11 protein-coding genes are annotated in these 13,097 nt (G+C 66.5%); 7 read left to right on the forward strand and 4 right to left on the reverse strand.

The window, feature by feature from the left end:
• Positions 1-12 precede the first annotated feature (12 nt).
• From LRA87_RS09200 to LRA87_RS09215, 4 genes are all read right to left on the reverse strand, one after another.
• Positions 13-507, reverse strand: coding sequence for a hypothetical protein (locus LRA87_RS09200; RefSeq protein ID WP_230631057.1), 495 nt, complete (start codon positions 505-507; stop codon positions 13-15).
• A complete protein-coding gene (gene hisI, locus LRA87_RS09205; protein WP_230631058.1) occupies positions 504-863 on the reverse strand; it encodes a phosphoribosyl-AMP cyclohydrolase in 360 nt (119 codons plus the stop codon). Before hisI ends, LRA87_RS09200 begins: the two co-directional genes overlap by 4 nt.
• A gap of 134 nt (positions 864-997) precedes the next feature.
• Positions 998-1,420, reverse strand: a complete 423-nt coding sequence (locus tag LRA87_RS09210) for a MerR family transcriptional regulator (protein ID WP_230631059.1) — start codon at positions 1,418-1,420, stop codon at positions 998-1,000.
• Between the two features lie 22 nt (positions 1,421-1,442).
• Complete coding sequence (locus tag LRA87_RS09215; RefSeq protein ID WP_230631060.1) at positions 1,443-3,125, reverse strand: long-chain-fatty-acid--CoA ligase; 1,683 nt, start codon at positions 3,123-3,125, stop codon at positions 1,443-1,445.
• Between the two features lie 121 nt (positions 3,126-3,246).
• On the opposite strand from LRA87_RS09215, the gene LRA87_RS09220 reads away from it, so the two are divergent.
• From LRA87_RS09220 to paoC, 7 genes are all read left to right on the forward strand, one after another.
• Positions 3,247-4,383 carry a thiolase family protein gene (locus LRA87_RS09220; RefSeq protein ID WP_230631061.1) on the forward strand — a complete coding sequence of 379 codons (1,137 nt, stop codon included), beginning with the start codon at positions 3,247-3,249 and terminating at the stop codon, positions 4,381-4,383.
• Positions 4,383-6,701, forward strand: a complete 2,319-nt coding sequence (locus LRA87_RS09225) for a 3-hydroxyacyl-CoA dehydrogenase/enoyl-CoA hydratase family protein (RefSeq protein ID WP_230631062.1) — start codon at positions 4,383-4,385, stop codon at positions 6,699-6,701. Before LRA87_RS09220 ends, LRA87_RS09225 begins: the two co-directional genes overlap by 1 nt.
• A 438-nt stretch (positions 6,702-7,139) precedes the next feature.
• Positions 7,140-7,550, forward strand: a complete 411-nt coding sequence (locus LRA87_RS09230) for a DUF2147 domain-containing protein (RefSeq protein ID WP_230631063.1) — start codon at positions 7,140-7,142, stop codon at positions 7,548-7,550.
• Positions 7,551-7,596: 46 nt separating this feature from the next.
• The gene (locus LRA87_RS09235) at positions 7,597-8,895 is read left to right on the forward strand and encodes an OmpP1/FadL family transporter (protein ID WP_230631064.1); all 1,299 of its coding nucleotides are present in this window, start codon (positions 7,597-7,599) and stop codon (positions 8,893-8,895) included.
• 171 nt (positions 8,896-9,066) lie between these two features.
• Complete coding sequence (gene paoA / locus LRA87_RS09240; protein WP_230631065.1) at positions 9,067-9,702, forward strand: aldehyde dehydrogenase iron-sulfur subunit PaoA; 636 nt, start codon at positions 9,067-9,069, stop codon at positions 9,700-9,702.
• Positions 9,699-10,655, forward strand: a complete 957-nt coding sequence (locus LRA87_RS09245) for an FAD binding domain-containing protein (protein ID WP_230631066.1) — start codon at positions 9,699-9,701, stop codon at positions 10,653-10,655. Before paoA ends, LRA87_RS09245 begins: the two co-directional genes overlap by 4 nt.
• The gene (gene paoC, locus LRA87_RS09250; protein ID WP_230631067.1) at positions 10,652-12,871 is read left to right on the forward strand and encodes an aldehyde oxidoreductase molybdenum-binding subunit PaoC; all 2,220 of its coding nucleotides are present in this window, start codon (positions 10,652-10,654) and stop codon (positions 12,869-12,871) included. The genes LRA87_RS09245 and paoC overlap by 4 nt, the downstream gene beginning before the upstream one ends.
• The last annotated feature ends 226 nt before the right edge of the window (positions 12,872-13,097 follow it).

Raw genomic sequence — 13,097 nt, forward strand, 5'->3', positions numbered from 1 at the left:
GTCAACGTCAATCTACTCACCCGCGAGGCAGAGCAACTTTCCCGATGGCGCGCGCAGCGTCTCCGCTTCCGATGCGGACGCGCTAAGGTGGTCGACGGTGAGCGCCGCGAGCGAGGCCCGGCCGGTGCACAATCGATCGCAGACGCTCGGCATCTCGGCTGGAAAAACGATGCGATCGCCCTCGAATTGCGCGGTGAAGCGGCACGCGCCGAAGGTGACCGCTACACGGTCGCCGCGGCGTTGCGCCGTGCCGGACGCGGCGCAGCCCTGCCCTTCGCCGTAATCGATCAGCGCGCCGATCCGAAACGTGTCGCCTTGATCCGCTACGACGCAAACGCGATCGGTATCGCGCGCCCACGATCCGGCAAGGCTCGCCTTGGCGGGATCGGTCACCAGCCCCGCCTGTACCGCCGCCGCCTCCAGCCGCACGCCGGGCGTGTCTTGCGCTGCGTGCGGCTGCGATCCACACGCGGCCAGCAGCAGCGCGAGCGCCGGCGCCGCCCTCATCCGATCGCCTGCAACCGGTCGCCGTCGATGCGGCGATAGAAGCAGCTGGTCGCCCCAGTGTGGCAGGCGGGGCCGGCGGGGTCGGCGATCACCCAGATCGCGTCCTGATCGCAGTCGATCCGCATCTCGACGACGCGCAGCACGTTGCCGGAGGTCTCGCCCTTCTTCCACAGGCGCTGGCGGCTGCGCGACCAGAAGGTCGCCTCTTTGCTGGCCTGCGTGGCGGCGAGCGCTTCGGCGTTCATGTGCGCGACCATCAGCAGCGCGCCGGCGCGGGTCGTGACAACGGCGGTGACGAGGCCGGCGGCATCGTATTTGGGATCGAGGACGAGTTCGGTTTCGCGGGGATCGGGCATCGGCAAGGCTCTACAAGGCTGCGAGGCGGGGACCAAGCACCTCATGCCCCCGTGCTCCTGCGCAGGCAGGAGCCCAGAGCCACGAACGGTGCAGCTTGTTACCCTAAGCTCCTGCCTGCGCAGGAGCACAACAACTATCCCGCCGCGCGCAAGCCCTCCGGCTCGTGCGCGTGAACGCGGGCGAGCGCCTCGCCCTCCAGCTTCGCCAGTTCCACCAGCGTCTGGTCGAGCGCGTCGCGTTGCGCTTCCAGTTCGACGATGCGCATCCGCACACGCTCGGCGAGCGCACGCATCTGTTCCAGATGCTGCGGGTCGGCGTCGTACAGGTCGAGGAATTCGGCGATGTCGGTGAGCGAGAAGCCGAGCCGCTTGCCGCGCAGGATCAGCTGCATCCGCGCGATCTCGCGCCGGCGATAGACGCGGGTCGTGCCGATGCGGCACGGCTCGATCAGCCCCTTGTCTTCATAGAAGCGCAGGGTGCGGGGGGTGATGCCGAGCATGTCGGCCACCTCCTGAATTCCCTGCAAATCCCCCCTGTCGTCCCCAAGACCGTTCATGCCCACTCCCCGAATCCGCGGTCTAACGCGCCGCTTTCTGCAACTCCTCCTCGACCAGCTCCTTCTTCGAAAGCTTGCCGATCAGCGTCTTGGGCAGAGTGTCGCGGATTTCGACTTCGCGGGGAAGCTCGATCTTGCTGATCTTGTCGCGCAGGAAATCGCGCAAGCCCGCACCGGTAACGACGCCGGGTTCGTTCAGGACGACGAACGCCTTGGGCGCCTGCCCACGATGCGCGTCGGGCACCCCGATCACCACCGCCTCGACCACCGCGGGATGTTCGTACAGCGCCTCTTCGATCACGCGCGGATAGACGTTGTAGCCGCCGCACAGGATCAGGTCCTTGATCCGGTCGACGATGAACAGATAGCCGTCCGCATCGAGATAGCCAACGTCGCCGGTGCGTAGCGCGCCCTCGGCGAACGCCGCCTCGGTCTCGGCGGGCTTGTGCCAATAGCCCGACATGACCTGCGGGCCGCGGGCGCAGATCTCGCCCTTCTCGCCCGCCGGCATGATCCGCGTCGGGTCCTCGCGGTCGCGGATCTCAATCGTCGTACCGGGGAAGGGCAATCCGGCCGATCCTTCCTTGTTCAGCCCCTCGAACGGGTTGCAGGTAATGATCGGCGAGGCTTCGGACAGGCCGTAGCCCTCGACCAGCTTGGATCCGGTGTTCGCCTCGAACGCATGCCGCACCTCGATTGGCAGCGGCGCGCCGCCCGAGATGCAGACCTTTACCGACGACAGATCGGGCCGCTGGTCCGCGCCCAGATTGGCCAGCACGTTGTAGATCGTCGGCACGGCGGGGAAATAGGTCGGCCGCGTCCGCTTCAACGTCGACAGCAATTGCTTCAATTCGAATCGCGGCAGCAGGATCATCTCCGCCCCCACCAACGTGCCGAAGGTCAGCACATTGGTCAGCGCGAAGACGTGGAACAACGGCAGCACACCGAGCACGCGATCCTGTTCGGCGTTCTCGCCACCGACATGGACCAGCATCGCATCGGTGTTGGCGACGATATTGGCATGGGACAGCATCGCCGCCTTGGGCACGCCGGTGGTGCCGCCGGTATATTGCAGCACCGCGACCTCGTCCGGAGCGACGGGGACCGACGTCGGCTTGCCACCCTTCGCCATCAGGTCGGCAAAGAACAGATGCTGCGGCGTACGCGGTGCCCGGCCGATCTCGCCCCGCTTGACGATCCGGTAGGCGAACTTCTTGAACGTCGGCAGCACGTCCGCGATCGGACAACTGATGACGTGACGGATGCCAGTCTCGCCCGCCACCTTCAAAACGCGCGCCTGGATATCCGCGACATCGGGGGTGACGATGATCTCCGCCCCCGAATCCTCGACCAGATGCGTCAACTCCCGCTCGACGTAGAGCGGATTGACGTTGACGACGATCCCGCCCGCCTTCAGCGTCGCGTAGAACAGGATGGGATAATACGGCGTGTTCGGCAGACACAGCGCGACGCGCGTCCCCTTCACCACCCCCAACGCCTGCAACCCCGCCGCCGCACGATCAACCGCCGCGCCCAGATCGCCCCAGGTCGTGATCCGCCCCATGAAGTCGATCGCCGCACGATCCGGAAAGCGCGCCACCGACCGGTCGAGCATATCGCCGAGCAGCCGCGGGTTGGCTGGCAGCGGCACGCCTTGCTTGATCGCCAGCGGCGCAGCCGCTTCGATGTTGGCGGTTTCGCTCATCAATGCTTCCTCTCGAACTCTACCATCGAGCATATTGTCCGCTCGTGCCACTTGACGTAATGGGAAGGTATCGCACCTATACGGCATACCGCAAGCTCGAATGCCAATCAGAGAGGATATCATGACCAACGTCGTCATCGCCGGTTACGCGCGCTCGCCGTTCCACCTCGCCGGCAAGGGCGCGCTCGCCCGCGTCCGTCCCGACGATCTCGCCGCGCAGACGATCCGCGGGCTGATCGCAAAGACCGGCGTCGATGCCGCGGAGATCGAGGATATCATCCTCGGCTGCGCCTTCCCCGAGGGCGAACAGGGTCTTAACGTCGCGCGGCTGATCGGGTTGCTCGCCGACCTGCCGCTGTCGGTCGGTGGCATGACGGTCAACCGCTTCTGCGGATCGTCGATGAGCGCGATCCACATCGCGATGGGCCAGATCCAGATCGGCGCGGGCGAGGCGTTCATCTGCGCCGGCCTCGAATCGATGAGCCGCATCCCTATGGGCGGCTACAATCCCCTCCCCAACCCGGTGCTCGCGAAGGCGAACCCCGGCGCGTACATGGGGATGGGCGACACGGCGGAGAACGTCGCGACCAAATACCAGATCACCCGCGGCGAGCAGGACGCCTTTGCGGTGAAGAGCCAGCACAAGGCCGCGGCCGCGCGCGCCGACGGTCGCCTGACCGACGAGATCGTGCCGATCACTACCAAGGCGGGCACGGTCAGCGAGGACGGCACGATCCGCTCCGACACCACCGTTGAAGCGCTCGGCGGACTCAAGCCCGCGTTCAGCCTGGAAGGGTCGGTGACCGCCGGCACCTCGTCGCCGCTGACCGATGGCGCGTCTGCGGTGCTGGTGACCTCGGAAGAGTTCGCCAAGAAGCACGGCCTCAAGATCCTCGCCCGTATCGTCGCGGTCGGCGTGTCGGGCATCGAGCCCGAGACGATGGGCCTCGGCCCGATCAGCGCCTCGCAAAAGGCGCTGTCGCGTGCGGGCATCAAGGTCGGCGACCTCGACGTGGTCGAGATCAACGAAGCCTTCGCCAGCCAGGCGATCGCCTGCATCCGCGACCTCGGCCTGAAGGAAGAGACGATCAACCTCGACGGCGGCGCGATCGCGATCGGCCATCCGCTCGGCGCGACCGGTGCGCGGATCGTCGGCAAGGCGGCAGCGCTGCTGGAGCGCGAGGGCGGCCGCTATGCACTGGCGACCCAGTGCATCGGCGGCGGTCAGGGCATCGCCACGGTGCTGGAGCGCGCATAATGGCTGACCAGATCAAGAAAGTCTGCGTGATCGGCGCGGGCGTCATGGGCGCCGGCATCGCCGCTCAGGTCGCCAACGCCGGTATTCCCGTGCTGCTGCTCGACATCGTCCCTCGCGAGGGTGACGACCGCGACGCCGTCGCCAAGGGGGCGGTCGCCAAGATGCTCAAGACCGAACCCGCCCCCTTCATGTCGAAGGGTGCGGCGAAGCTGGTCGAGACCGGCAACATCGACGACCATCTCAATCGCGTCGCCGAATGCGACTGGATCGTCGAGGCGATCGTCGAACGGCTCGACATCAAGCAGGCGCTCTACGCCAAGCTCGAAGCTCTCAAGCGGCCCGGCGCCGCGGTGTCGTCGAACACCTCGACGATCCCGCTCGGCAACCTCGTGGAAGGACGATCGGACCAGTTCAAGGCCGATTTCCTCATCACCCACTTCTTCAATCCGCCGCGCTACATGCGGCTGATCGAAATCGTGCGCGGCGAACACACCGACGCTGGCGTCGCGGGCAAGGTCGAGGATTTCGTCGACCGCTTCATGGGCAAGCGCATCGTCCGCGCCAAGGACACGCCCGGCTTCATCGCCAACCGCATCGGCACCTATTGGCTCGCCGTCGCGATCAACGCGGCGATGGATCAGGGACTGACCGTCGAGGAGGCCGACCAGATCGGCGGCCGTCCGATGGGCGTACCCAAGACCGGCATCTTCGGCCTCGTCGATCTCGTCGGCGTCGACCTGATGCCGCTGCTGTCTAAAAGCCTGTCGTCCACCCTGCCGCAGGGCGACCCCTATTTCGACACGGTGCGCGACATGCCGCTGGTCGACAAGATGATCGCCGAGGGCTTTACGGGGCGCAAGGGTAAGGGCGGCTTCTACCGCTTCGACAAGGCGACCAAGACCAAACTCGCGCTCGACCTGGCCACCGGCGAATACCGCGAGGGGCAGAAGCCCGCCGCACTGCTGCCCAAGGCGGAAAAGGACCTCGCCGCCCTCATCGCCACCCCCGGCAAGGTCGGCGACTATGCCTGGGAAATCCTCGGCAAGACCTTGTCCTACGCGGCGATGCTGGTCGGCGAAGCGGCAGACGATATCGTCGCGATCGATGATGCGATGAAGCTCGGCTATAACTGGAAGTTCGGTCCGTTCGAGCTGCTCGACCGGATCGGTGCCGCCACCTTCGCCGCCCGCCTGCGCGACGAGGGCCGCGAGGTTCCCGCCATCCTCGACACGGCCGGCAACCGCAGCTTCTACCGCGTGGTCGAGGGCAAGCGCCAGTTCCTCACCCTCGCCGGCGACTATCGGGACGTCGTCCGCGGTGACGGCGTGCTGTTGCTGGAGGATATCAAGCTCGCCTCGGAACCGCTCCTCAAGAACGCCTCCGCGGCGCTCTGGGACGTCGGCGACGGCGTCGCGGCGCTCGAGTTCACCACCAAGATGAACGCGCTCGACGGCGAAATCATGGGCCTGATCCAGCAAGCGATCCCGCTGGTGCAGGAACGCTTCAAGGCGCTGGTGATCTACAACGAAGGGTCGAACTTTTCCGCCGGCGCCAACCTCGGCATGGCGATGTTCGCAGTCGCCGCAGGCATGTGGGGCGAGATCGAGAAGCTGATCTCGGGCGGGCAACAGGCGCTGAAGGCGCTGAAATACGCCCCCTTCCCCGTCATCGCCGCGCCCGCCGGCATGGCGCTGGGCGGTGGTTGCGAGGTGCTGCTCCATTCCGACGCGGTGCAGGCGCATGCCGAAACCTATGTCGGGCTGGTCGAATGCGGCGTCGGCCTGCTCCCCGGCTGGGGCGGCAACGGCGAGATGCTCGATCGCATGGCCAAGTCGCCGATGATGCCGCGCGGCCCGATGCCCGCGGTCGCCAAGGCGTTCGAGACGATCTCGACCGCGCAGGTATCCAAGTCGGCGGCGCTGGCGAAGGAGATGATGTTCCTCCGCGCGTCGGACGGCATCACGATGAACCGCGACCGGTTGCTGGCGGACGCCAAGGCCAAGGCGCTGTCGCTGGTCGACGGCTATAAGGCCCCCGAAAAGCCGACCTTCCGCCTGCCCGGCGAAAGCGGCCGCGTCGGCATTGCGGGCGTCGTCGATGGCTTCCGCAAAAAGGGCATGGCCACGGAATATGACGAGGTCGTCTCGGCGCGTCTGGCGAATGTCCTCACCGGCGGCGAGGCCGATCTGGTCGACATCGTGCAGGAGGACGACCTGCTGACGCTGGAACGCGAGGCGTTCATGGAAGCGGTACGCGATCCCCGCACCCAGGCGCGCGTCCAGCAGATGCTGACGACGGGCAAACCACTGCGCAACTGACGCATCCTTCATATTCCTCCCCCGCAAGGGGGAGGTGGCGCCGCAAAGCGGTGACGGAGGGGGAGGTAAGCGACGCACTCTAAAATTGGAGTGCATCGCCCACCTCCCCCTCCACCATTCGGCTGGCGCCGAACGGTCCCCCTCCCCCTCGCGAGGGAAGAATATTAGGCGTCTTGGCACCGATCCACCCCGCGATCGTTACGCCCGCATCACCTCATGCCGCCGCAATGAACGACATGACACTTGACACATCTTGCCAATCCCCTAACCGAGCCGCCAACTGCCGTATACGGCAGGGCGCTCGCCATTAGGTCACCGTTCATCTAACGGCTGCCACAGGTGACGTTCAACGTGACCGTACAGTTACGGCGCGGAGCTGACACGGCTTACCCGATGCCCGCGGCTTTTAGCGGGCGTCACGGAGAGGAGATTACGCTCATGTCCCTGTTGCTGCTCGGTGCGCTGCTTGCCGCCGCTCCCGCTCCCGCCGCCGACCTCGCGATCGGTCGCTGGAAGACCGAGACCAAGAACGGCGTCGTCGAAATCCAGCGCTGCGGCGCATCGATCTGCGGTCGCCTGCTCACCTCCGACCTGCTCCGCCAGCGTCCCGACCTGAAAGACGGCAACAACCAGAACGCGGCGCAGCGTAATCGCCCGCTGAAGGGTCTGTTATTGATCAGCGGCTTTACCGCCGAGTCCGACGCATGGTCCGGTGGCCAGATCTACAATCCCGACGACGGCAAGACCTACAAAGCCAAGGTTACACCGGTCGACGCCAACACGCTGAAGGTCCGCGGCTGTGTCTTCGTGCCACTCTGCAAGACCCAGACCTGGACCCGCGTCCGTTAAAGATTGCCTCCCCAAAACCTACCAGTAAGCTTCAGGAAGACCCATTATGTCGTTGCGTTTCAAGGCTCCCCTCCTCGCCACCGCCGTTCTCGGTTCGTTCGGTGTCGCTACCGTCGCGCACGCGCAGGCCTTCTACCTGCAAGAGCAGTCGGCACGTGGTGCAGGCCGTGCATTTTCGGGTGAAGTCGCCGACACCGGCCCGCAGTCGCTGTGGTGGAACCCCGCCGCGATCGCCGGCATGCAGAACGGCGAAGCCGCGATCAACGCCTCGGTGATCCGTCCGAAGGGCAAGGTCGTCAACAACGGCACGTTGATCCGCCGTCCGGGCGGCCAATTCGCGCCCGTCGGTGGCGACCAGCTGGCCAAGGACCCGATCGACAACGGCATTCTGCCCTCGGGCGCGATCGCCATGCCGTTCGGCCCGGTCGCGATCGGCCTCGCGGTCACGTCGCCCTACAGCTTCACCACCGATTACGATTCGACTAGCTGGACCCGCTACAGCGCGACCCGCACTAAGCTGCAGACGATCGATATCCAGCCGTCGATCGCCATCGCGCTGACCGACTGGCTGCGCGTCGGCGGTGGTGCCAATGTCGAGCACGTCTACGCCAGCCTTGGCAACAACCTGCCGAACCTGTCGGCGGCGCTGCCCGATGGCCGCCAGAAGCTGGAAGGCGACGGCTGGGATCTCGGCTGGACCGCCGGCTTCCAGATGCACAACGACTGGGCGACCGTCGGCGTCAGCTACAAGTCGCGCATCGAGCACACGCTGAAGGGCGACCTGCTGGTCGAGGGGCTCCAGGGCCCGCTCGCCGCGCAGAACCGCACGGTCAACGACGTCGAGGCGAGCTTTTACACGCCCGCACAGGTCATCGTCGGTGCCCGCATCCGCGCCACCCCGGCGCTGACGCTGAACGGGCAGGCGGTTCGCTATAACTGGAGCAAGTTCGACGCGATCCGCCTCGGCGCGCCGCTCAATCAGGCGCTGCCCGAGAACTATCGCGACAGCTACAGCCTCGCCGGCGGCATCGACTATACGATCTCGCCGCAGCTGACGCTCCGCGCCGGCGTCCAGCACGCCACCACGCCGACCCAGAACGGTTTGCGCGATGCGCGCGTGCCCGACGCCAACCGCTGGAACTACGGCGCCGGCGGCACCTTCCAGCTGACGCCGAAGATCGGCATCGATCTCGCTGCGAACTATGTCGACTTCAAGAACACCACGATCGATCGCGTGACGGCGGCCTATGCCGGCACCGCGGTGCAGACGCCGGTCGTCACCAACGGCTACCTGCGCGACGCCAGCGCCGTCGTGATCTCCGCCGGTGCGCATATCGGCTTCTGATCGGCCGAAATCCGGGTTCCGCCTCGAATAGGTGGAACCCGGACCTATCGTCCCGCGTATCTCCCAACAAGCGTTTGCTTTGGGTGGATATCGCACGTTAGAGCACCTCCAGAGCCGGTGAACGCCAGCGACGATCGCCGCGGCGTTTTCAATAGCATCAGGGGGTCTCTTATGAGCCAGAACGAACTACAGGTATCCCGCCGCGGCGTCATCGCGGGCGGGACCGTCGGCGTGGCGGCGACCGCGCTGCCCGCCGAGGCCGCGACCCCGCCGTTGCAGGATCGCGCGGCACCGCCGACGATGCCGGTGACGCTGAAGGTCAACGGCAAGACCAGCCGCCTCGACCTCGACACCCGCACGACCCTGCTCGACGCGTTGCGCGAACATTGGAAGCTGACCGGCACCAAGAAGGGGTGCGACCACGGCCAGTGCGGCGCGTGCACCGTCCTCGTCGACGGTCGCCGGATCAATTCCTGCCTCACCCTCGCGGTGATGCACGACGGCGATGAGATCACCACGATCGAAGGCCTCGGCAAGCCCGACGACCTGCACCCGATGCAGGCCGCCTTCATCAAGCACGACGGCTATCAGTGCGGCTATTGCACCCCCGGCCAGATCTGCTCGGCGGTCGCGGTGCTCGACGAGATCAAGCGCGGCGTCCCCAGCCATGTGCAGGCCGACATCACCGGGGCGGCGCAACCGACCGCGATGGAGATGCGCGAACGGATGAGCGGCAACATCTGCCGTTGCGGCGCCTATTCCAACATCATCGAAGCGATGAGCGACGTCGCGGGGGCAGAAGCATGAAGGCCTTTACCTACGAACGCGCCACCACGCCCGCCGCGGCGGCCGCGGCGGTCGCGGCCAGGCCGGGCGCGAAGTTCATCGCCGGCGGCACCAACCTGCTCGACCTGATGAAGCTGCAGATCGAGGAGCCGGTGCATCTGGTCGACGTCAACCGCCTGAAGCTCGACAAGATCGAGCCGACGTCGGACGGCGGGCTGCGCATCGGCGCGCTGGTGCGCAACACCGACCTCGCCAGCGACGCCCGGGTCCGCCGCGACTATGGCGTGCTCAGCCGCGCGATCGTCGCCGGCGCATCGGGCCAGCTGCGCAACAAGGCGACCACCGCGGGCAACCTGCTCCAGCGCACCCGCTGCCCGTATTTCTACGACACCAACCAGCCGTGCAACAAGCGCAAACCGGGCTCGGGATGCGCTGCGATTGGCGGTTATAGCCGGCAGCTCGGCATCATCGGCACCAGCGATGCGTGCATCGCCACCTATCCCGGCGACATGGCGGTCGCCATGCGCGTGCTCGACGCGACCGTCGAGACGGTTCAGCCCAATGGTCAGACGCGGAAGATCCCGATCGCCGACTTCCATCGGCTGTGGGGCGATACGCCGCACATCGACACGAACCTGAAGCCGGGCGAGCTGATTACCGCTGTGACCCTGCCGAAGCCGGTCGGCGGCACGCATATCTACCATAAGGTGCGCGACCGCGCCTCTTACGCCTATGCACTCGTGTCGGTGGCGGCGATCCTCCAGCCCGACGGCACCGGCCATGTCGCGATCGGCGGCATCGCGCCCAAGCCGTGGCGCGTCGAGGCGGCGGAAGCCGCCCTGCCGCAGGGTGCCAAGGCGACCGCGGCCCGGATGCTCGCCGGCGCAAAACCGACCCAAGACAATGCCTTCAAGGTCCCCCTCGTCGAGCGCACGCTCGCCGCGGTGATGGCCGAAGCGAAAGAAGCAGCATGAAGTTCGACACACCCGCAGGCCGGAACCCGATCGACCAGCTGAAGGTCATCGGCAAGCCGACCGACCGCATCGACGGCAAGTTCAAGACCACCGGCACGGCGCCCTACGCCTACGAACGCCATGACGTCGCACCCAACGCGGCCTATGGCTATGTCGTCGGCGCCGGCATCGCCAAGGGACGCATCGCGAGCATGGACCTCGGCGCGGCGAAGGCTGCGCCGGGCGTGCTGACGATTGTCACCGCCGATACCGCGGGCCCGCTCACCAAAGGCGACTTCAACACCGCCAAGCTGCTCGGCGGTCCGGCGATCGATCATTATCATCAGGCGATCGCACTCGTGGTGGCCGAGACATTCGAACAGGCGCGCGCAGCGGCATCGTTGATCCGCATCGATTATGCCCGCGAGAAAGGTCGCTTCGACCTCGACACGGCGCTCAAGACCGCACCGCTGAAGGGCGACAGCAGCGGCGAGGGCAGCGCCGCCCCCGCGGTCGATCGCGTCGGCAATTTCGAACAGGCCTTCGCCGCCGCGCCGGTCAAGATCGATTCTCTCTACGAAACGCCCGACCAGAGCCATGCGATGATGGAGCCGCATGCCAGCACCGCATCGTGGGCGGGCGACAAGCTGACGCTATGGACGTCCAACCAGATGATCGCCTGGGGCAAGGGCGACGTCGCCAAGACGCTCGGCATCCCCAAGGACAACGTCCGCCTGATCTCGCCCTACATCGGCGGCGGTTTCGGGGGTAAGCTGTTCGTCCGCGCCGATGCGATCCTCGCCGCACTGGGCGCGAAGCAGGCCGGGCGTCCGGTCAAGGTCACGCTCCAGCGCCCGTTGATGATCAACAACGCCACGCACCGTCCGGCGACGCGCCAGCGCATCCGGCTGGCCGCAGGCAAGGACGGCAAGCTCACGGCGATCGCGCACGAAAGCGGTTCGGGCGATCTGCCCGGCGGCGGCCCGGAAACGGCGGTGTCGCAGACCAAGCTGCTCTACGCGGGCGCCAATCGCCTGACCTCGATGCGCCTCGCCGTCCTCGACCTGCCCGAGGGCAATGCGATGCGTGCGCCCGGCGAGGCACCCGGGCTGATGGCGCTCGAGGTCGCGATGGACGAGATGGCGGAAAAGCTGGGGATGGACCCGGTCCAGTTCCGCATCGTCAACGACACGCAGGTCGATCCGGAAAAGCCGGAGCGCAAGTTCTCGCAGCGCCAGCTGGTAGAATGCCTGCGTATGGGTGCGGACAAGTTCAGCTGGTCCCAGCGCAATCCCAAGCCGCGCTCCGTGCGCGACGGTCGCTGGCTCGTCGGCATGGGCGTCGCCTCCGGCTTCCGCAACAACATCACGATGAAGTCCGCCGCCCGCGTCGGGATCGACAGGAAGGGCGTCGTCACCGTCGCCACCGACATGACCGACATCGGCACCGGGAGCTACACGATCATCGCGCAGACCGCCGCCGAAGTCATGGGCGTGCCCCTCGACAAGGTCGTCGTACTGCTCGGCGACAGCTCCTTTCCCGCCGCGGCAGGCTCGGGTGGCCAATGGGGTGCGAACAGCTCGACCGCCGGCGTCTATGCCGCCTGCATGAAACTGCGCGAGGCCGTCGCCCAGAAGCTGGGCTTCAACTCCGCCGACGTCGAATTCGCCGACGGCAAGGTTCGCGCCGGCAACCGCAGCGTAGCGCTGTCCGAAGCCGCGGGCGACAAGGGCCTGTCCGCCGAGGACACGATCGAGTTCGGCGATCTCGCCAAGAAGGAACAGCAATCGACCTTCGCCGGCCATTTCGTCGAGGTCGGCGTCGACGCCTATACCGGCGAGATCCGCGTACGCCGCATGCTCGCGGTCTGTGCGGCGGGGCGCATCCTCAACCCGAAGTCGGCACGAAGTCAGGTGATCGGCGCGATGACGATGGGCGTCGGCGCGGCGCTGATGGAGGAACTCGCGGTCGACAAGCGCTTCGGCTTCTTCGTCAACCACGATCTCGCCAGCTATGAAGTGCCGGTGCACGCCGACATTCCGCATCAGGAGGTGATCTTCCTCGACGAAGTCGATCCGATGTCGTCGCCGATGAAGGCGAAGGGGGTCGGCGAGCTCGGCCTGTGCGGCGTCGGCGCGGCGATCGCCAACGCGATCTATAACGCCAGCGGCGTCCGCATCCGCGAATACCCCATCACGCTCGACAAGATCATCGCCGGCGCAGCGATGGTGGCCTGATATCCAACGGCCACGGTGGGTCGGAAGCGTTAAGCCGCGCGCTTGGTCGCTCGCTGATACGCCCCCTCCACCACGGCTTCGCCGCGGTCCCTCCCCTGCTCAAGCGAGGGAGGACTGGCTCATTCCCCCGGCGAGCCGGGCCGGTGCAGCGAAGCCGGTAAACGGGCAAGATATGCTACGAACTGCTTCGCCTGCTTCGCCTGCTTCGCCTGCTTCGCAGCAATCC

The sequence above is a fragment of the Sphingomonas sp. Leaf37 genome (assembly GCF_920939475.1).
GTDB lineage: Bacteria > Pseudomonadota > Alphaproteobacteria > Sphingomonadales > Sphingomonadaceae > Sphingomonas.